This is a genomic window from Microbacterium sp. ZW T5_45, from assembly GCF_044987415.1.
Taxonomy (GTDB): Bacteria; Actinomycetota; Actinomycetes; order Actinomycetales; family Microbacteriaceae; genus Microbacterium.
Window position 1 is genome coordinate 1 of record NZ_JBJDRJ010000021.1, and the last position, 20,802, is coordinate 20,802.

Here is a 20,802-nt window from a genome sequence, read left to right on the forward strand (position 1 = left end):
CACCCCGCACCCCGCAGCCGCCCTTGCACTCCCCATCCGCCCGCACTACGGTTGAAACGTTTAAAGAACCATCGTCACCGAAGACGCAGGAGAGCCACGATGCCGGACATCGGTCTGCGAGACGTCGCCGCCCACGCGGGCGTCTCGATCGGCACCGTCTCGAACGCGCTCAATCGCCCCGGTGTCGTGTCCGCGAAGACGGCGGCCCTCGTCGCCGCCTCGGTCGAAGAGCTCGGCTACGTGCCCCACCTGGCCGCCCGCCAGCTCAAGGCCGGACGCAGCGACGCCCTCGGTCTCTCGGTGATCAACATCGCGAACCCCTTCTTCGCCGACATCGCCTTCGGCGCCGAGGAACGTGCGCTCGCCTCGGGCTACTCGATCATCGTCGGCAACGGCCTCGACTCCGTCGCCCGCGAAGCGCGCTCGCTCGACCTGTTCGAGCGGCAGCGCATGGACGGCGTACTCCTCGCCCCGGTCGAGGCCGCTCCGGAACAGCTCCAGCGATTCCGCAAGCGCGGTGTCCCGGTCGTGCTCATCGACCACCGGCATCCGCAGTTCTCCTCGGTCTCGATCGATCACCGGCTCGGAGGCCGCCTGGCGACGCAGTCGCTGCTCGACAGCGGATGCCGCCATCTCTCCTTCGTCGGCGGACCGGAGTCGCGACCGCAGATGGTCGAGCGACTGCGCGGTTTCCGCGAGGCCACGGACGGCCTGCCCGTGCGGACGACCGTGATCGACACCACGACCCTGAACACGCGCCTCGGCCGGGAGATCGCCGACCGGATCGCCGGCCTCCCGGCATCCGATCGCCCCGACGGCATCTTCGCCGGCAACGATCATCTCGCCATCGGGATGCTGCAGGGCCTCGTCGCGCGCGGCATCCGGGTCCCAGAGGACATCGCCCTCGTCGGCTACGACGACATCGAGTTCGCCGGAGCCGCGGTGATCCCGCTCACGTCGGTCCGCCAACCGGCGACCGACATGGGCGCACGCGCCGTCGACCTGCTGCTCGCCCACCTCAGCGGGTCCGACGAGGTCGTCGAGGCGCGTTTCACGCCCGAACTCGTCGTCCGCTCGTCGACACGCACCGCCTGACCACGCCAGACACACCCATCCCACGACACAGGAGTCCCATGCATTACGGCGCCGACTACAACCCCGAGCAGTGGCCCCGGGAGGTGTGGCCCGACGACGTGCGCCTCATGCAGGAGGCCGGGGTCACCCTCGTCAGCCTCGGCATCTTCTCGTGGTCGCGCATCCAGCCCGCCGAGGGAGTGTTCGACTGGGAGTGGCTCGACGAGATCATCGACCTGCTGCACGCGGGCGGCATCCAGGTCGATCTCGCCACCGCGACGGCATCCCCACCCCCGTGGGCGGCCGCCGCCTACCCCGAGATGCTGCCGCAGGATGCCGACGGCTCGACGTTCTGGCCGGGAAGCCGTCAGGCGTACGCCCCGTCGTCGCCGATCTACCGCCGCCTCGCCGCCGAGCTCGTCACCGCTCTCGCGGAACGGTACGCGCAGCATCCGGCGGTCGTGCTCTGGCACGTCAACAACGAGTACGGATGCCATCTGCACTACGACTTCTCGGATGCTGCGCGCGACGCGTTCCGCGCCTGGTTGGAGCGCAAGTACGCCACGATCGACCGCCTCAATCATGCCTGGGGAACCGACTTCTGGTCGCAGCGCTACACCGGGTTCGACCAGATCCAGCCGCCGCGCAAGGCGCCGTACAGCATCAATCCCACGAGCGTGCTCGACTTCAAGCGCTTCACCTCCGACACACTGCTCGAGCTGTTCGTCATGGAGCGCGACATCATCAGGGCGGCGGGCGCCGCGCAGCCGATCACCACGAACTTCATGGGCGCCTTCCCACCCGCGGACTACTGGAAATGGGCGGCCGAGGTCGACGTCATCAGCGACGACAACTACCCCGACCCGAACGACCCGGAGTCCTTCCGGGGCGCCGCGTTCGCGCGCGAGCTCATGCGGGGCCTCAAGCCGGGAGTGCCCTGGCTGCTCACCGAGCAGTCGACCAACGCCCTCAATTGGCGCCCCACCAACCCGCCCAAGGCACCCGGCCAGATGGCGGCGCTGAGCGCGCAGGCGATCGGTCGAGGTGCCGACGCGATCATGTTCTTCCAATGGCGGCAGTCGCGCCGCGGCAGCGAGAAGTTCCACTCGGCGATGGTGCCGCAGGCGGGACTCGAGACCCGCACCTGGCGCGAGGTGGTCGAGCTCGGCGGGCAGCTCGCGCAGCTGCCCTCCTTGCCCGATGTGTCGTCGGGGGCGCGCGTCGCTCTCGTGTTCGACTGGGAGAACTGGTGGGCGATCGGCGGCCGAGACCATCCGATCGGCCTCGACTACCTGGGTCTGGCGCACCGCTGGCACGCGGCACTGCACCGTCAGCACCTCGCGATCGACATCGTGAACACCACCGCCGAGCTCAGCGGCTACGCCCTCGTGGTCGTGCCGCAGCAGTATCTGCTCACCGACGAGGGCGCCGCGAACCTGTCGGCCTACGTGCAGGCCGGCGGCAACCTGTTCGTCTCGGCGTTCAGTGACGTCGTGGACGAGGACGACGCCTTCCGTGAGGGAGGCTTCCTCGTCGGGCTCCGCGACGTGCTCGGCGTCGCGATCGAGGACTTCGGCGCTCTCGTGCCGCCCGAGGCCCTCACCTCTGCGGATTCGGCGGGCGAGATCTCGACCCACGCCGTGCCCGAGGGTCCTGGTCAGTCGGAGGCGCCGCTCGACGGCCCGGCCGGACGCATCGTCGGCCAGTACCTCGCAGAAGAGCTGCTGGTGCAGGACGCCGAGGTGCTCGGCCGCTTCACCGATGGGCGCACCGCGGGCCGCGCAGCCTTCACCCGCAAACGCAGTGGAGCAGGCACCGGGTACTACCTCGCGACGATCCCCGACGATGACGGCATGTGGGAGGTGCTGCGCTGGCTCACCGCCGAGGCCGGCATCCGCCCGGAGATCGAGGGGCTGCCGGAACACGTCGAGATCGCCCGACGCGGCAGCATCCTCACGGTGATCAACCACAGCGCCGAGCCGTTCTCGGTGACGGTGATCGGCACGGACCTGCTCAGCGGCTCGACCGAGCCCGTGCGCGAGCTCGGGGCGTTCGGCTGGGCGTTCGTCGATACTCAGGCAACAGGACAGAAGGGAATCTGATGCAGTACACACGATTGGGCAGGGCCGGCGCGAAGGTGAGCCGGCTGGCGCTAGGAACCATGAACTTCGGACCGGTGATCGACGAGGCGGCCTCGACGGCGATCCTCGATCGCGCCGTCGAGGCGGGCGTCGACTTCATCGACACCGCCGACGTCTACGGCGGCGGCATGTGGGGCGATCACCCCGGGCAGTCCGAGGAGATCCTCGGACGCTGGATGCGCGACCGCGGCAACCGCGACGACCTCATCGTCGCCACCAAGGTGTACGGCGTGATGGGCCAGGGGCGCAACGATCGGGGCCTGTCGGCGGTGCACATCCGCGCGGCTGTCGACGCCTCGCTGCGGCGGCTCGGCACCGACCGCATCGACCTCTACCAGATGCACCACATCGACCGGGAGGTTCCGCTCGACGAAGTGCTCGGCGCGTTCGCCACGCTGCGCGAGCAGGGCAAGATCGTCTACCTCGGCAGCTCGAACTTCGCCGGCTGGCACATCGCGCGCGTGCAGGAGGTGGCCGCCGCCGCGGGCTTCCCCGCTCCGGTGACCGAGCAGTCGCTCTACAACCTCGCGCAGCGCACGATCGAGCTCGAGGTCGTCCCGGCGTCCGAGCAGTACGGCGTCGGCATCCTGCCGTGGTCGCCGCTCGCGAGCGGACAGCTCGGCGGCGTGCTGTCGAAGACCGACCGTTCGCGCTCGAGCCTGGATGCTCTCGGCGATCGCCGACCGGCGATCGAGCGCTACGAGGCGTTCTGCGCCGAGCTCGGCATCCGCCCCGGCGTCGTCGCGATCGCTTGGCTGCTCCACCAGCCGTCCGTCACAGCGCCCATCATCGGGCCGCGCACGATCGACCAGCTCGACTCGGCCATCGAGGCGCTCGACGTGACCCTCGACGCGGATGCTCTCGCCGAGCTCGACCGCATCTGGCCCGGCCCCGGCGGCACGGCACCCGAGGCGTACGCCTGGTAGCGTCCGCCGTTCCCACGGAGTTCACCGCCCGTCCATGTCCGGTGACTACAACTGCAGATGCGCGGACTGAGACGCAGACCGGATCGGGTAGTCACGACCTCCGCGCGACACGGTGAGCTCTGCTCCCGTGGCGGTGCCATGCGCCGCAGGGATCCCCGCCGAATCGGGTCGGCGGGGATCCCCTTTCTCTCAGCGCGGCCTACAGCCGCTCGACGATCAGGGCGTTGGCCATGCCGCCGCCCTCGCACATGGTCTGCAGACCGTAGCGGCCGCCTGTGGCCTCGAGATGGTCGACGAGCGTGCCGAGCAGGCGCGTCCCCGAAGAGCCGAGCGCATGGCCGAGCGCGATCGCGCCGCCCCGCGGGTTGAGCCTCGCGGCATCCGCTCCGAGCTCCGCGGCCCAGGCGAGCGGCACCGACGCGAACGCCTCGTTGACCTCGTAGGCGTCGATGTCGTCGATCGAGAGTCCGGAGCGCTCGAGGATCCGCCTGGTCGCCGGGATCGGCCCGGTGAGCATCATCAGCGGGTCATCGCCGACGACCGCGAAGGAGTGGAAGCGCGCCCGCGGACGCAGCCCGAGAGCCGAGGCCCGCTCGGCGCTCATGAGCAGCGCGGCCGACGCCCCGTCGGTGAGCGGTGACGAGTTCCCGGGTGTGATGCGCCAGTCGAGCTCGGGGAAGCGCGCGGCGAGAGCCTCCGTCCGGAAGGCGGGCGTGAGACCGGCGAGCCCCTCGGCGGTCGTGCCCGCGCGTACGGTCTCGTCGGCGACGGCGTCCGGTGCCTCATCGATCGCGACGACAGCGCGGTCGAAGAACCCCTCGGACCAGGCGGATGCCGCTCGGCGATGCGACTCGGCGGCATAGGCGTCGAGCGCCTCGCGGTCGAACCCCCAGCGGTGCGCGATGAGCTCGGCGGAGACCCCCTGATTCACGAGCCCCTCCGGGTAGCGGGCGCGGAGGCGGGGCGACATCGGGCTGCCACCCGCGGCCGACGACCCGAGCGGCACACGGCTCATCGACTCGACGCCGCCGACGAGCACGGCGTCGTAGGCGCCGGCCATGATCCCCTGGGCGGCGATGTGCACAGCCTGCTGGCTCGAGCCGCACTGGCGGTCGATCGTCGCGCCAGGCACGCTTTCGTCGAAGCCCGCGGCGAGCACGGCCTGGCGGGCGATGTTCGACGACTGCTCGCCGACCTGGCTCACGCAGCCGAGCAGCACATCGTCGATCTGACGCGAGTCGAGCCCGGTGCGGTCGAGCACGGCCGTCAGCACGCCGGCGGCGAGATCGACCGGATGCACGCCCGAGAGCATCCCTCCGGGTTTGCCCCGCCCGACCGGGGTGCGGACCACATCGATGAGGACGGCGTCATTGCTCATGCCGCCATTCTCACAAACTACAATCGATGACGCGCCGCCACCCTGGCGCACTCCCCCGCCGATGCGCCCGCGATCCGGGCCACAGCTTCCTGAGGACCCACCATGTCCAGCGAACCCATCACCGTGTCGATCCGCCGAGAAGTCGATCCCGAGCGCGTCGCCGAAGCGACCGCCTGGGTGCAGACCGGGGTGAATCTCGCACACCGGTATCCGGGCTTCCTGGGGTCGGGGTGAGTGCGCGACGGCGAGGAGTCGCACGTCTGGCACATGCTGTATCGGTTCGCCGACGAGAAGTCCCTCCTCGCCTGGGAGGATTCCGACGAGCGGGAGTGGTGGCGCTCGACCGGGGACCAGTTCGTGCGCAGCGAGCGCTCCCGACGTCGCAGCGGCATCGAGGGCTGGTTCGACGAGCCGACGACCGGAAGTATCACGCTTCCCCGCGCCGACGGCACGACCACGACGGTGGCGATGGTGCAGACACCGCCGCGGTGGAAGCAGGCGGTGTCGATCTGGCTCGGCTTCTTCCCGGTGAACGTCGCGTTCAGCTACGCGATGAGCCCTGTGCCGGGGTGGGACGGCCTGCCGATCTGGCTGCGCGTGCTCGCGACCACCCTGGTGCTCACGCCGATCATGACGTACTGGGTACTGCCTAGGGTCACCCGGATGCTGCGCGGATGGCTCGCGCGCTGAGCCGGGTCACCGAGAAGGCGGCGCGGTGCTCTCCCGCACCACGAGACGCGGGCGCTCGGAGGAAAGTCTCCGGCCCTCGCGCCCCTCGATCTCCGCGAGCAGCAGGTCGAAGCCCCGTCTGCCCATACCGGCGAAGTCCTGACGCACCGTCGTGAGCGGCGGCGACCAGAGCTCGGCGAGCGGGTGGTCGTCGAAGCCGATCACCGAGATGTCCGCCGGCACACTCTTTCCCGCGATCACGATGCCGCGGATCACCCCCATCGCGATCTCGTCATTGCCGCAGAACACGGCGGTGACGTCGGCGTCCGCAGCGAGCGCCTCACCGATCGCTATGCCGCTGCGCGCTTCCCACGACGCATCGAACGGCTCGGGGATCTCCGCGCCCGCGCGACGCAGCGCCCGACGCCATCCGGTCGTGCGACCGTCCTCCTTGCGCGAGGGCGGCACACGCACGTGGTGCACAGTGCGGTGGCCGAGCGACAGAAGGAAATCGGTGACCTCCTCCGCCGCCCTGGTCTCATCCAGCAGCGCTTGAGGAACGGACGTATCGCGGATGCCGGACAGGGCGACCACCGGCAGTTCCGGAGGAATGCGTTGGAGGGCGACCACGCCGGGCGGATCGAACTTGAGGACGACGACTCCGGCGAGCGGCTGACTGAGCGCGGCGTCGATGGCCCGCTCGACCTCCTCCGCATCCGTGCTCTCGACCACCGTGATCATGACGGTGTAGCCGCCGGCGCGCGCCGCCTCTTCGACCCCTCGGATCGCCTCGGCATATCCGTAGCGTGAAGTGTCGCCAGCGATCACGCTGATCACCATCGGTCGACGTGACGCCAGCACCCTGGCGGCACCGCTCGGCCGGTAATTGAGTTCGAGGATCGCGGCCTCGACGGCCTCGCGCTTGGCCGCGCTGACCTTGGCCGCGCCGGTGAGGACGCGCGAGACCGTGGGCACGGAGACGCCCGCGCGCTCGGCGACATCGGTGATCGTCGCCACCTTGGTCATGGCCGCTCCTGTCCGTCGGGGCGCGACGGCAGTGCTCATTTCACCGCCCCGCTGGTGATGCCGGAGATGATCTTCCGCTGCGCGACCACGAAGGTGATCAGCAGGGGAAGGCTCATCAGGATGATATAGGCGAAGATCAGGTGCCAGTTCTGCAGGTACAGTCCGGCACTCGCCACCTGGTAGAGGTTCAGCGGCAGAGTGTCGAGTCGCCCGCCCACGACGAAGAGCGCGTAGAACACGTCGTTCCAGATGTACAGGCAGATGAGGATCGTCGCCGTGGCCAGGACCGGCATGAGCAGCGGAAGGATGATCTTGATGAACACCCGGATCGGCGAGGCTCCGTCGACTCGCGCGGCCTCCTCGAGCTCCACCGGGATCGTACGCACGAACCCGGTCACGAAGAAGATCACGGTGGACAGGTACATGCCCATATAGACGCCGATCATGCCGACCGCGGTACCGGCGAGACCGAGCTGGCGCAGCAGCAGCACGATCGTCACGACGGCGGGCGGCAGGACGATGCCACTGATGGCGAGGGCGTAGACGATCGCGAGCCCCTTCGACGACCGCCGTCCGAGGATCCAGGCAGCCATGGAGCCGAGGATGAGGACGCCGATAACGGCGGGGACCATGACCAGGAGACTGCCTCCCAGAGCGGCGAGCATGCGCCCATCCGTGATCACCGTTGCGAAGTTGTCGAACAGATGCCACTCCGTGGGCGGGGTGAGGTCGGGCCGCAGCGCCGATGCCTGATCCTTGCCGGCTGTCATCAGGACGATCCAGAACGGCACACCCAGCAGGATGACGGCAGCGGCGACGGCGACGATCGGTTGGATGACACGGTGGGGGCGGATGCGGCTTCGCATCGGGGTGGAGACGCTCACAGGACGTCCTCTCGCTTACGCAGGAAACGGATGACGGGGAAGGCGAGGATCATGACCATCAGGAAGAGCACGAGGCTCATGGTCGTCGCCTGTGCGAAGAGCCCCTGGCCGAAGGTCCGGAAGATGAAGATGTTGACGAGTTCCGTGGTGCCACCAGGGCCGCCGGCGGTCGTCGCCTGCACGATGTCGAAGCCGTTCATGGAACCGAGCAGCGAGGTCGCGACGTTGAAGGTCACCGCGGGAGCGAGCAGCGGGAAGCGGATGGTGCGCAGCGTCGTCCACCAGCCGGCGCCGTCGAGACGTGCCGCCTCGATGACGTCCTCGTTGATGGTCTTGAGCCCAGCCAGATAGATCAGCATCGACAGCCCCATCCACTTCCAGGAGTGGATCAGCGCGACCACGACGATCGTCCATGTCGTGCTGCCGAGCCACGCGATGTCTATGTCGCGGCCGAACACGAACCCGAGGATGCCGTTGAGCGCCCCGTCGGGCTTGAGCAGTGCTTGGAACACATAGCCCACGGCGAGCGCGGACATGATCACCGGGATGAAGAACGCGACACGCACTGCACGGTTCACGCGTGTATCGCGTTCGAGCAGCAGCGCGAGGATCAGCCCGAAGAGGTTCTGGAACACGGCCACCAGCACGGCGTAGACGATGGTGATCCAGAGTCTGCCCAGCAGCGTGCCGCTCGAGAACAACTCGACGAAGTTGCCCGCACCGACGAAGCCGATCTCCGACTTGAAGCTGGACCAGTCGGTGAACGCGTAGACGAAGTTGAACAACGTCGGGATGAAGAAGAACACCACAAGCACGACCAGTGCAGGCACGAGGAACCACAGCGGATGGTCCTTCTTCGCTCGTCGGTCAGTGACGAACTTCCTGGTCACGAGAGCGCGCGTCGTGTCGGTGGGGCGGTCGAGTGTAGCGGTCATCGCCTGCTGCCTTCTCGGATGGTGATGGGGGTGGGGCGGCGGCGACGCCGCCGCCCCAGAGGAATCAGAACCCGGCGGCGCCGATGGCCTTCGCGAGCTGAGCGAACTGGTCCTGCGAGGTCTGCGCGACCTCCACGGGCGTCTTTGTTCCTTGGATCATGTCCCCGAGGTTCAGATAGAGATCGGGGTTGACGATCGCGAGCGCCTGCATCGAACCGACCGATGTTCCGAGCGACGCGCTCACGTCCAGCAGCGCCTGCGGGACGCCGGCCGGTGTGTCGACGCCGTCCTGCAGAGAGGGCGTGGCCTGCGCCTCGACGAAGTCGGAGTATCCGTCGCCGAGCCAGTACGTGAGCAGCTGACGCGCTGCGGCTTCGCGCTTCGCATCATCGGTCTTGAAGGCGACGAGAGCGTTCGACTGGTCGGGGATGAACGTGCCGACGTTGCCCGTGGGCGAGATCGGGAAGAATCCGATCTTCTCGTCGAGCTCATCCGTGTCGGCGAGCGACTGCAACTGTCCGAAGAAGGAGTTCACCTGCACGGCCATCGCTGCGGATCCGTCGAGGATCGCGGCTCCCTGATCCTCGAACGTCGCGGTCTTGAGGTCGGCGTTGAAGAGACCCTCATCGATCAGCGCGGCGTACTCGTCGATCGCGCCCTGAATGGTCGCGTCGGTGAACTTCTCCTCACCGGAGTTCACGCGATCCCAGAGACCGTCCTTCGCGGCGTCTGCCAGCTGCACCTGGACCCACCACTGGGTGGCCCAGGGAGTGCCGCCACCGAAGTCGAAGAACGGCGTGACGCCGCTCGTCTTGAGCGTACGGGCGACCTCGAGGAAGGATTCCCAGTCGGTCGGGAGCTCGGTGATGCCGGCGTCGGCGAAGACCTGCTTGTTGTAGTAGACGCCCTGCACGGCAGGCGTGGAGATGAGCGCCGCGTATCGCGTGTCATCGAGGATGCCGGTGATGTCCCGGACGTCCGAGGTGTACGAGTCGATGAACGGCGCTCCGTCGAGGGGCTGCAGGTTGGTCGACGCATTCAGCGCCGTGAGCATCGACGCCGTCGGCTGCCAGAACGCGAGGTCGGGCTTGTCACCCGACGCGACCTTGGTCTGCACACTCTGCTCATAGGGGTCGGGGATGGTGACGACCTCCACGTCGGCGCCGGTGAGCTCCTCGAAGCCGGCAACGACGCTGTCAGGCACCGTGTTCGAGTTCTGCGCGGCCCAGATCGTGAGTGAGACCCCGTTCAGGTCAGCGTCCTGTGCAGGCCAATCCGCGGGGGCTGCGTCTCCCCCGGAACCGGCTCCCGGATCGGAACAGCCGGCCAGGACGATGGCAGAGGTGGCGACGGCGGCGACGAGGGCCGCGGCGCGGAACCGCTTCTTCATTGAATTGCTCCTTCGAGATGGATCATGCAGGGTGTGGTGAATCGGGCAGGGTGTGGTGAATCAGGCACGGTGTGGTGAATCGGGCAGGGTGTGGTGAATACGCAGCGTGCGGGCGGCCGTCTCAGGCCCGTCCGTCCGGATGCGCAGTGTTCCCGTCGCGGCATCCCAGTCGGTCTGCCACTCGGGGAGGTCGAGGGGGAAGACCGTCTCTATCGTGACGTCCTTCCCGGTGAGGTGCGGCAGCTGCAGTTCGACGCGCTCCCTCGCGCCACGCCGCCAGACCGAGAGCACGTCCGCGTCGGCGCCGGTGAGGCCGAGAGCGACCCATTCGTCGTCCCATCCCGGCAGTCCGATCGGCCAGTAGGGCGAGCCTCCGCCGATGTCCTCGCGCAACCGCTTCGCGACGGTGATCGCCGTCGCGACCCGGTGGCGCTGCTCTGTCGTCATCCGGTTCAGGTGCCCCGAGACGTAGTAGCGCCCGAGCAGGCCCGTGACGAGAGCGAACGACGCCTCCTCGGGATCCATTTCCGGTTGCGGATACGCCCAACTGGCAGCCTGCTCCGGGAGCATCGACATCGGAGCGGATGCTGCGATCGGGGGATACCTGCGGAAGTCCTGCTGGTCCGAAGTCGACTGCATCGCGAGACGGGACATCATGGCGAAGTCCGCCCGCATCGCGCCGGAGCCGCAGTTCTCGATCACGAGATGCGGATGACGGTCCAGCAACCGGTCGAGCCACGCGAGATGCGCGCGGTTGTGCTCGAGGAGGCCCGCCCCGGTGCTGACGGCGGAGAGATCGGTACCGCTGCCCGGGTCGATGTTGTAGTCGAACTTGAAGAAGCCGATGCCGAAGTCCGCGATCAACCGATCGACCACTCCGTCGAGGTGCGCGACCGCCGCGGGGTGGCGAAGGTCGAGGTGGTATCTGTCGTGCTCGACGATGCGGGCTCCGTGGCGTTGCAGGAACGCCTCGGCGGGAAGGGCGTCGGCGGCGGGACTCCGCACACCGATGACCTCCGGCTCGAGCCAGAGCCCCGGCACCATACCGTGCGCTCTGATCGCCTCGATCACCTCACCCATCCCGCCGGGGAACCTCGAGGTGGAGGGCTGCCACAGTCCGACACTGTCCCACCAATGCCCGCTGTCGTCGTACCAGCCTGCGTCGATGCAGAAGATCTCGGCGCCGACCTCGGCGGCTGCGGCGATCAACGGCAGAAGCTTGTCGGTGGTCGGGTCGCCGTCGAGCGTGTTCATGTAGTCGTTGAACACGACCGGCGACGCGGCGTTGTCGATGTGCGGTCTACGGACCTCACGGCGATGCGCGGTGAGGGCGGCGACGGCTCCGGCGAGGTCCGCCCCGAACGCGATCGTCACCGGCACGGTCGTGAAGCTCTCGCCGAGGGCCAGCGGCTGTGTCCAGGCGGATTCCGTGTCAGTCGGCCCCGAAAGGGCGAGGTACGCCCCGGCGGTGTCCGAACCGATCTCCCAGCGCCAGGAACCGTTGTGCTCGATCTGCCACGCGAGAGCCATGCCGAGGCCGTCGTGAGCGAGGACTCCTCCCGGCAGTGCTCGACCTGTGGACCAGGTGCCGGTCGATGCGACGCTGAGACTGCCGCGCGGATTGTGACCGGTGAGCTCTTCGGCGAGTCCGGGGAACTCCGCGCCGGGAAGCGGCCGGCTCGTCCATCGGCCTTCGCCCAGCCATTCGCTGCGGCCGGCGGTGAGCGTCCAACCGGACAGCGACTCCACACCGGTGGACAGCGGCAGCCCGATCACCGCCGAGGGCAGCGCGCGCAGAACGAGCACGTCCGGAGAGTCGTTGGTCAGTGTCGTGGTGAAGCGGACCGACGAAGCCGATCCTCTGCTCTCGATGCGCGTCACGGCGAGGGCCCCGCCCCCGCGCTGCTCGATCTCGAGGACGTCGCCGTTATCGCGCGCTTCAGAGAATCGCAATCGCGAGCCGGATGCGGTGTGGGCCAGTCGATCGGATGCCGGAGTGTGTCCTCCATCGACGAGCAGCGGCTCCACGAGCGGGATCCGGTGGGTCGGCGCTGACACGCCTCCGACGCGGATCCGCTCCACCCGGACCGCAGTCTCGGCGTCCCAGCCGAAGACGAGTTCCACTCCGCCTGCGTTCCATGCGATCTCTCGCGTCGCGCTGTCGCCAGGTGTGTGCAGCAGTGTCATGGGATCTCCGTCGTTCTCGTTGCCCGGCCTGACGCTACACGATTCTGAAACCGCTATCAACCTTTCTTGAAAGCGTTATCAAGATTTTCTTGAAAGCGGTATCAGAGCGCTGCTACCGTGAGTCGCATTCGGCGTGCATCGGCGCGCTCTCAATGAGGAGAAGGGTTTCCCGTGAAGAAGAAGAGAGTCGCAGCGCTCGGCGCGACCGCGGCCGTGGTCATGTCAGCTTTCGTCGCAGTACCTCCGGCATCCGCGCAGGAGCCGGTGCTGTCGGTCGATTTCTCTCAGCGGACCGGCGACTTCCGCGGCGGTGCGACCGGGACTCTGTACGGGTTCGGTGACGAGGGCGCGCCCACCCAGGCACTGATCAACGGGGCCCGCATCACGAACACGTCGCAGAAGGCTCCGTACGGAACCCAGCATCCGTCAGGAGACGCGCTCGCCGTCGAGGACGGGTTCTTCGCAGAGCACGGCCAGGACATGTACATCTACGTGCAGGACTACTACCCCGACTGGGCGTACAACGCCGGAGCACGCCCCGGCGACACCCGCTCGTATGACTTGACGAACGGCACATTCACCAACTCGCCGAACGGGGTCTGGGACTACCTCGAGGTCGTGGAGTTCGTCGCCGATGCCGTCGCCACAGGGTCCGAGCATCCGGACAAGTACGTGTTCATCCCGTTCAACGAGCCGGACGGCGGCAACTGGTACCCGAACTGGAGCACGCAGAAGAACCAGTTCCTCGCGGATTGGCAGAGCTCGTACGAGAAGATCCAGGAGGTCTGGGATCGCCACGGTCTCGGACACGCGCGCATCGGTGGCCCTGGCGACACCCGCTGGCAGCCCGAGCGCAGCGCAGACATCCTCTCCTTCGCGAAAGAGAACGGCTCGCTGCCCGACGTCTTCATCTGGCACGAGCTCGGAATCGACAACCTCGCCACGTACCGCTCGCACTACGCGGACTACCGGGCGCTCGAGGAGTCTCTCGACATCGACCCCTTGCCCATCAACATCACCGAGTACGGCATGCTCCGTGACATGGGTGTTCCCGGACAGCTGATCCAGTGGTTCACGATGTTCGAAGACACGAAGGTCGACGCTCAGACCGCATATTGGAACTACGCGGGCAACCTGTCGGACAACACGGCGCGACCGAACGGTGCGAACGGCGGATGGTGGATGTTCAAGTGGTATGGCGATCTCGCTGGAAGCGAGACCGTCCGGGTCACCCCTCCGTCACCGAGCACAGTCGACACGTTGCAGGGCATCGGCGCGATCGATGAAGCCAACCGCAGGGCGACCGTGCTCTGGGGCGGCACCGACAGCGACGTCACGCTGGATCTCAGCGGCCTGTCGTCCGAGATCTTCGGCGACACGGTCGACATCGAGGTGCGCGAGGTCGCATTGACCGGAGCAGAGGGCCTCGCAGGCACACCTCGGATCATCACTGCGAAGTCCGGTGTGGCGCTGTCGAGCGGCAGCACCACGCTCTCGGTGCCGACATACGACCGTTATGCGGGATACCAGCTCATCGTGACACCGGCGCAGAGCCGGGACGTCACCGCCGAAGCCCATGCGCAGGCCTGGTCGATCGCATCCGAAGCGGAGGACCTCGCCCTCACGGACGCGCAGGTCTACGCGCAGGATCCGCTCGCCGGCGGAGGATGGAAGTTCCTCGCATCGGGTGGCAAGGATGTGGGCTCGTTCAACCGCCCCACGTCGAAGGCCGAGTGGGCCATCACCGCACCGCACGACGGCACCTATCGGCTGCAGGTGATCGGCGGCGCTCCCGGAGTCCCGGGGCGACATGCACTGTTCGTCGACGGATCGGATGCCGGGACCATTCAGTACGCGGCAGATCTCGCGCTGAACGACAGGTCGCGGTGGCAGTACCGAGGGAGCGCGGAGGTGCTCGTCGAGTTGACCGCCGGCGAGCATGTGCTCTCGATCCGCGCGAGTGCGGACGGTGCGACTCGTCTGCCGAACTCCGACATCACCCTCGACAAGGTCAGCCTCACCGACGTGACGGCGGGAGAGCCCGTGCACTATCCCTCGACGGGATTCCGTCTGGACGGAGGCGCTGCACTCGACTGGGACGGCGGCGTGAAGGGCGCCGCCGCACTCACGGATGATGCGACGGCGACGCTCTATGCGGCCGCCATGGACAGCGGCTACTACGACGTGTCGATCGATTGGGCCTCCTCCGCGGCATCGGGCCTCTCGCTCGAGGTGAACGGCCGTGCCGTCGCCGCGTTCGAGTCGGACGCCGCCGGGTCCTGGATCTCGACGTCGCGCGTGCGGCTGAGCGAGGGCATCAGCGAGCTGGTGCTGCGCTCTGCGGACGGGGCCGTCGTAAGCGGTGTGACGACGACGAGGACGGCAGAGGCTGACAGCAGCGCCGTGACGATCGAGGCGGAGAGCACGAGCCTGCTCGGCGCGGCATCCGTCACGACGCTCGCGGCGAGCACCGGCACCAATGCCTCGGGCAGCGCCTTCGTCGGCAACGTCGGGCAGGGCCGCGGGAACGCGATCGAGATCTCCCGGCAAGCGGGCTTCTCAGCACCCGGCGAGTACGACGTGGAGATCCACTACTCGAACGCCGAGCTCGTCGGGAATCACGACTACAACCCGCAGGTCGTCGATCGTCGACTGGACATCGATGAGGGTGACGCGTCCGTGGGCCACGGGTACTTCCGGTACACCTATTCGTGGAACTCCTTCTCGCAGCGCAGCATCCCTGTCACCCTCACGACGGATGACCAGTCGCTGCGTCTCTACAACAGCGCTGCCTGGGCGCCGAATATCGATCGGATCGTGATCGCTCCGCTCACGATCGGCGATCCGAGCACGGTCGCGGCGACGGCAGCCGTGACCGCGACCACGTCGTCACGCTGTGTCGCGGGCAAGGTCGTCCTGCTCGTCTCTGTCTCGAATGAGGAGCAGAGCGAGGCGATCGTGCAGGTGGAGACGTCCTACGGCATCAAGCAGAACGTCGCCATCGGTGCAGGAAAGACGGTGAGCACGAGCTTCTCGACCCGCCAGACGTCGATCGACGCCGGCACCGCCGTCGTCCGCGGTGAGGTGACAGGAACACCGGTCGCCGCGACCGCAGGGATCGACGCTCGCAGCTGCGGCTGATCATGGTCGGGACGCCCGCTCGGCACTCCTCCCTGGGGAACTGCCGAGCGGGCGTTTCGTGTCCGATCCGAGCGTCACCCCTCGTCGAAGTCGCTCTTGCGGATCCGCGCGTGCGCTCCCTTCACGATGTCGACGACCTGCGAGATGTTCACATCGGTCGCGGCGCTGAGATAGGCGTAGGCGAGGTGCGGCTGCATCCCGTAGCGCGCGACGAGCAGTGAGATCGATGCGCGGACGCACTCGCGCACCGCTTCGTCGAGGTCCTCGTGCATGCCGGTCGGCACGAAGTATTCGGCGGTCTCGCCCATCGGTCCCGCCAGCTCGCCGAAGGCCGCGAGCGCCCGCTCGCGCGGGATCACATCGAACCGCAGCCGCGCGCGCAGCGACGCCTCCAACGCCGTGAGCGAGACCTCGCCGTCCCCCTGCGCGAAGTGCGGGTCGCCCACGTAGGCGAGAGCTCCCTCGACGCGGACCGGCAGGTACAGGGTGCTGCCCGCGGTGAGCAGCTTGACGTCGATGTTCCCTCCGTGCGCACCCGGCGGCACCGAGTGCACCCGCTCGGATCCCGGCGTCGCGACGCCCATGATGCCGAGGAACGGCGCGAGCGGGAATCGCGCCGACCGCGTCGACCCCTCGCGCAGCGGGACGACCCCGCGCCCGGCGTCGTCGACGGATGCGAACACGCTCACGTTCCCCTCACCGGCGGGGTATTCGGGGAGGGCTCCCCGGCCATGCCGGTTCGATATCACCCCGTACGGCACGCGCTGATCGAGCGCGTCCACCCGGATCGCGAGCACGTCCCCCGGCTGGGCGCCCCGCACGCGCACGGGCCCGGTGACGACGTGCGGACCATCGACCGCCGCGTCCCGGCCGCCCGAGGCGGCGATCGCGACGGCATCCGTCAGCACGCCCTCACGGGCGACGCCATGCGCGCCGAAGAACCCGATCGGGTCTGCCCCCTGATCATCGAGCAGACCCTCGTGGCTGACCGTGTCGATCACCACGCTCTCCCCCGCCTCGACCGTGAGCACCGGTTCATCGGTCGCGCAGGGCAGGCGTCCCCACAGGCGTCCCGTCGTCGGCGGCGAGATAGCGGATGCCGTCGGGCAGGTCCCGACTCGGCTGCAGGATGCTGCGGCTCATGCGCCGACCGCCTCCGCGCGCTCGGAACGGGCGACAGTCGGCGGGGAGACGTTCGATCGGTCGGTCATGTGTCCTTCTCTCAGATCAGACGGATGCCGGCGCGAGCGCGGCCAGGCGCTCGAGCGCGGGAGCGAGGGTGCGATCCCTGGTCTCCGCGGAGACCACCGACCCCCGGGAGATGACGAGTCGTCGAGACGGCTGCTCGATCACCGGAGGGACGTCGAGCGTCTGGTCGAGCACGACGACGTCAGCCCGCGCTCCTGTGCGGATGCCGCCGACGGACCCCGGATCGATCACCTGTCGCCCCGCGACCGTGATCATCTCGAGCAGGCGATCGAAGTCGGCATCCGCCGAGAGGTGCGAGACCCGCCCGAGCAGCAGCGCCATGTCGAGGGGATCGGCGGTGCCGCTCGGTGTGAAGGCGTTGCGGATGTTGTTGGACGACAGCGCGGTCGGCACACCTTCCTCCCACAGCGCACGCAGCGGCGCCACCCCGCGGCGCACGTTCGCCTCGTCGGCGCGCCCCACGAGGAACAGATCGGTCGCGGGCAGCAGCACGACGGTGATGCGCGCCTCGGCGAGCGCGGCGAGCACACGCCCTCGCGTCGCGCCGTGCAGCGAGGCGAGCGTCGTCGCGTGGCCGATGCTCACCCGCCCCTGGAGCCCCCGGGCGACCGTGGCACGGGCGACGTGCTCGGCGAGGGCGAACCGCCCGTCGGAGGTGTCGTCGGCGAGGTCGAGATGCAGATCGGCGGGCACGCCGTACTCGACGGCGAGATCGAGCACGAGATCGACATGCGCCCGCGCATCGGCCACGTCGACCTCGGAGTACGGGCAGCCACCGACGATCGTCCCCGCCCTCGACAGCGCTTCGCGCATCAGCGGCAGCGTTCCGGGACGCGACAGGATGCCCTCCTGCGGGAAGACCGCGGTCTGCAACTCGACGACGCCGACCAGGTCCTCCGCGAGTTCCGTCATCACATCGATGCCGAGCAGGCCGACCCCGGGGTCGACCTCGGTCTGCGCACGTACGGCGGTCGTGCCGTGCGCGACCGCCGCGGCGAGGGTGCGCGCGGCGCGGGCACGCACGTCGTCGCGGGTGAACCCGGCCTTGCGGCGTGCGGTCGCGGCGATCGCCTCGGCCAACCCGCCCGCGGAGGCGCCGAGGTGGGCCTTGTCGAGATGCAAATGGGGCTCCACGAAGCCCGGCACGATCACGCTGCCGCCGAGCTCGTGCACGACGGCGCCCTCGGGTTCGGCGATGCTCCCTGCGGGTTCGACGGCGGCGATCGTCTCGCCGTGGATGAGCACGTCGACCGGTCCGCGTCCGCGGAGCAGCCCCGACCGCAGGAGCATCGCCGACACCTCAGCCTCCGATCAGCACGTCGGCGCGGGCAGCGATGTCGAGCAGCAGCTCGTCATCGCCCTGCCGGCCGACGATGCAGAGTCCGACGGGCAGACCGTCGACCTCGGCGAGCGGCAGCGAGATCGCGGGCAGCCCGCCGAGCCCCGCGATGCACGTCATGCCAATCGTCTGCCCGCGGAGCCTGCCCTTCGCCTCGGTGTCGAGGTCGAGCAGCGGAGCGGGACCGGATGCCGTGGCGAAGGCCAGCACGCCGCCCGACGGCAGCAGAGCCTCGAGCGCGGCGCGCACCTCGTCGCCCGCCCGGTCGGCGAGCACGGCCCGGGCCGGATCCGCCGCCTTCGCATCGGCCATGCGCGCGGTGACGCCGGGGCCGAACGACGGCGAGCGGCGCGACACCCACTCGCCGTGGGTGGCCCAGATGTCGGCCAGCTGCCGCGCCATGAACGCGCTCTTCCACGCCGCCAGCGTCTCGGCGCCGGCGAGCTCGCCGCGCTGCAGCGGCAGACCGAGCAGTTCGGCCAGCCGCTCGGCCGCGTCCGCGACCGCGACGGACGTCGCCGGGTCCGCCAAGGCGAGTACGTCCTCGGCGAGCACCAGGGCCGTCGCGGCGGCGGGCTCGCTTGCCTCCGCCTGGGCCGATGACGCCAGCAGCACGCCCGCCGCTGCGCGCAGCGTGTCGCCGCTCCGGGCGAGCACCCCGACGGTGTCGAAGTGCGGTGCGAGCGCGACCGCGCCGTCGAGGGGGATGCGTCCATGCGTGGGGCGGATGCCGAACACCCCGCAGTACGAGGCCGGCACCCGCGTCGATCCTCCGGTGTCGGTCGCGAGCGCGTACTCGACGAGGCCCGCCGCGACCGCCGACACCGAACCGCTCGACGAGCCGCCGGGGATGCGATCGGGCGCGACCGGGTTCAGCGGCGTACCGAAGTGCACGTTCGTGCCCGACAGGCTGAAGGCGAGCTCGTCGCTGTGCGAGATGCCCGCGACCGTGGCCCCGGCATCCACCCACCGCTGCACCGCCCAGGCGCTCGACTCCGCGATCGGGGCGTCGGCGAGCCAGTCGGGGTTGCCAGCACCGGCGCGATGCCCTGCGACCTCGAACAGGTCCTTCACGACCGTGGTCGTTCCCGCGAGGGGGCCGGATGCCGCGCCGCGGGCGAGCACCTCGGGCCCCACGCGCAGCGCGCGGATCTCCCGCGCGAGCGCGGGATCCGGCAGCACGGCATCCGTCACCGCATCCGTCACCACCGCATCCGTCACGGTCATGCCGGCACCACCTGGAGGCGGTTGGCGATCGTGTTGAGTTCCTCGACGCCGCGGTCGGTGAGCATGACGGTACCGCCGATGCAGACCCGCTTGCCATCGCGCAGCGCGTTCGGCTCGAAGGCGAAGGCGACGCCCTCCGTGATGACGAAGTCGCCGTCCAGGCCCACGCCGCCGGGCAGCTTCGGCAGGTGCGCGAGCGCAGGATCGACCCCCGGGTCGATGCGGGTCGCGCTGTTGTAGATCACCGGCGAGACCGTCTGCACCATGGGTCCGGTGTTCCAGGTCTTCGAGCGCGCCAGCGGCTCGTCCATGATCGCGGCGAGCTCCGCGAACCGGATGCCGGGCTTGAGCGCCTCGATTCCGGCGTGGTACGACTCCAGGCAGACCTCTTCGAGCTCGCGCAGCAGCGCGTCGGGCTCACCGATGACGACGTCGATCTGCTGCTGGCTCTCGAAGCCGCCGTAGTACGCGAACAGCTCGCTCGCGATGCTGTCGCCCTTCTGCAGCGCGTAGGGCCTGCCGCCCATCGAGAACCACTCCGGCTGACCCCAGCCGAAGCGATGCGAACCCGCGCGCTCCAGGATGAACGGCGCACGCATCCATCCGCCGCCGCCCACGATCGCGTCGATCGCCGCAGCGGTGACGACGCTCTCGAGCACACCGACGCCGGCCGCGGCGACGTAGGCGGCGCTGGCCGCCTCTCCGAGCGAGGCCGCCTTGCGGATCATCTCCTGCTCCTCGGCGCTCTTGACGAGGGTGAGGGTCTCGTAGGCGTCCGCCACATCGACCCAGGTGACGCCGGGCAGCTTCTGCAGCACGGTGCTCCACGTCGAGAACGGGATGACGCCAGACCACTGGCCGACCGCGCGGCTGCTGAGGCCGACGACGCCGATCGTCGCACCGGTGAGACCGTACTCGCCCAGGGCGTCGACGAGGCCGCCCACCGGGTTGCCGCTGCGCCAGTTGTCCGTCCAGCGCTCGTAGCGCGCGCCGGCACCGTCGTAGCGATTGATCGGCACGTCGCCGAGGAACACCAGCGGATCCTCGGTCGGGGTCATCAGCACGATCGAGTGCTGCGCCTCGTTGGTGAGGTACGAGTCGTTCGCGTTGCGGTCCCACCCGAAGACGACGAGCGCGTCCAGGCCGTTCGAGCTGATGAACTCGCGCACGTTGCCCCAGCGGCGGTCGCGCTCGGTCAGGCTCAGCGTGGGGAACACATCGGAGTCGATCTCGAAGGTGTTGGGGATGGTGAGAAGCGTCATGGTGCGATTCCTTT

At 68.9% G+C, this 20,802-nt stretch carries 14 protein-coding genes and 1 pseudogene; 5 read left to right on the forward strand and 10 right to left on the reverse strand.

Annotated elements, in window-relative coordinates; translation table 11 throughout:
- The first annotated feature begins 99 nt into the window (after nt 1-99).
- From ACI3KS_RS11860 to ACI3KS_RS11870, 3 genes are read left to right on the forward strand one after another with little or no spacing between them, the layout of a single operon-like run.
- Complete coding sequence (locus tag ACI3KS_RS11860; RefSeq protein WP_404918507.1) at nt 100-1,095, forward strand: LacI family DNA-binding transcriptional regulator; 996 nt, start codon at nt 100-102, stop codon at nt 1,093-1,095.
- A gap of 38 nt (nt 1,096-1,133) precedes the next feature.
- Nucleotides 1,134-3,176 carry a beta-galactosidase gene (locus ACI3KS_RS11865; RefSeq protein WP_404918509.1) on the forward strand — a complete coding sequence of 681 codons (2,043 nt, stop codon included), beginning with the start codon at nt 1,134-1,136 and terminating at the stop codon, nt 3,174-3,176.
- Nucleotides 3,176-4,141, forward strand: coding sequence for an aldo/keto reductase (locus ACI3KS_RS11870; RefSeq protein ID WP_404918511.1), 966 nt, complete (start codon nt 3,176-3,178; stop codon nt 4,139-4,141). Before ACI3KS_RS11865 ends, ACI3KS_RS11870 begins: the two co-directional genes overlap by 1 nt.
- Nucleotides 4,142-4,340: 199 nt before the next feature.
- On the opposite strand, the gene ACI3KS_RS11875 is transcribed toward ACI3KS_RS11870, so the two are convergent.
- A complete protein-coding gene (locus ACI3KS_RS11875) occupies nt 4,341-5,519 on the reverse strand; it encodes a thiolase family protein (RefSeq protein ID WP_404918513.1) in 1,179 nt (392 codons plus the stop codon).
- A 102-nt stretch (nt 5,520-5,621) separates the two neighbouring features.
- Between ACI3KS_RS11875 and ACI3KS_RS11880 the strand changes: the two are divergent.
- A pseudogene (locus tag ACI3KS_RS11880) lies at nt 5,622-6,209 on the forward strand (antibiotic biosynthesis monooxygenase).
- Nucleotides 6,210-6,215: 6 nt separating this feature from the next.
- Here the strand turns inward: ACI3KS_RS11880 and ACI3KS_RS11885 are convergent.
- The 5 genes from ACI3KS_RS11885 to ACI3KS_RS11905 form a co-directional block, all read right to left on the reverse strand.
- Nucleotides 6,216-7,214 (reverse strand): LacI family DNA-binding transcriptional regulator, encoded by a 999-nt coding sequence (locus ACI3KS_RS11885; RefSeq protein ID WP_404918515.1) that lies wholly within the window; start codon nt 7,212-7,214, stop codon nt 6,216-6,218.
- Between the two features lie 35 nt (nt 7,215-7,249).
- The gene (locus tag ACI3KS_RS11890; RefSeq protein ID WP_404918518.1) at nt 7,250-8,098 is read right to left on the reverse strand and encodes a carbohydrate ABC transporter permease; all 849 of its coding nucleotides are present in this window, start codon (nt 8,096-8,098) and stop codon (nt 7,250-7,252) included.
- Nucleotides 8,095-9,033: a carbohydrate ABC transporter permease gene (locus ACI3KS_RS11895; RefSeq protein ID WP_404918520.1), complete on the reverse strand. Its 939-nt coding sequence runs from the start codon at nt 9,031-9,033 to the stop codon at nt 8,095-8,097. Before ACI3KS_RS11895 ends, ACI3KS_RS11890 begins: the two co-directional genes overlap by 4 nt.
- Nucleotides 9,034-9,097: 64 nt before the next feature.
- The gene (locus ACI3KS_RS11900) at nt 9,098-10,423 is read right to left on the reverse strand and encodes an ABC transporter substrate-binding protein (RefSeq protein ID WP_404918522.1); all 1,326 of its coding nucleotides are present in this window, start codon (nt 10,421-10,423) and stop codon (nt 9,098-9,100) included.
- Nucleotides 10,424-10,483: 60 nt separating this feature from the next.
- Nucleotides 10,484-12,610, reverse strand: a complete 2,127-nt coding sequence (locus tag ACI3KS_RS11905; protein ID WP_404918524.1) for a glycoside hydrolase family 36 protein — start codon at nt 12,608-12,610, stop codon at nt 10,484-10,486.
- A gap of 171 nt (nt 12,611-12,781) precedes the next feature.
- Between ACI3KS_RS11905 and ACI3KS_RS11910 the strand changes: the two genes are divergently transcribed.
- The gene (locus ACI3KS_RS11910; RefSeq protein WP_404918526.1) at nt 12,782-15,751 is read left to right on the forward strand and encodes a hypothetical protein; all 2,970 of its coding nucleotides are present in this window, start codon (nt 12,782-12,784) and stop codon (nt 15,749-15,751) included.
- A 74-nt stretch (nt 15,752-15,825) separates the two neighbouring features.
- Here the strand turns inward: ACI3KS_RS11910 and ACI3KS_RS11915 are convergent, their stop codons facing one another.
- The 4 genes from ACI3KS_RS11915 to ACI3KS_RS11930 all read right to left on the reverse strand — a co-directional run bounded on the left by ACI3KS_RS11915 (nt 15,826) and on the right by ACI3KS_RS11930 (nt 20,788).
- Nucleotides 15,826-16,782 (reverse strand): acetamidase/formamidase family protein, encoded by a 957-nt coding sequence (locus tag ACI3KS_RS11915; RefSeq protein ID WP_404918528.1) that lies wholly within the window; start codon nt 16,780-16,782, stop codon nt 15,826-15,828.
- A 196-nt stretch (nt 16,783-16,978) separates the two neighbouring features.
- Entirely contained in the window at nt 16,979-18,250 is a 1,272-nt protein-coding gene (locus ACI3KS_RS11920; protein WP_404918593.1) for an amidohydrolase family protein, read from the reverse strand.
- Nucleotides 18,251-18,260: 10 nt separating this feature from the next.
- Entirely contained in the window at nt 18,261-19,526 is a 1,266-nt protein-coding gene (locus ACI3KS_RS11925; RefSeq protein WP_404918530.1) for an amidase, read from the reverse strand.
- A complete protein-coding gene (locus tag ACI3KS_RS11930; protein WP_404918532.1) occupies nt 19,523-20,788 on the reverse strand; it encodes a M24 family metallopeptidase in 1,266 nt (421 codons plus the stop codon). The genes ACI3KS_RS11925 and ACI3KS_RS11930 overlap by 4 nt, the downstream gene beginning before the upstream one ends.
- Nucleotides 20,789-20,802 lie beyond the last annotated feature (14 nt).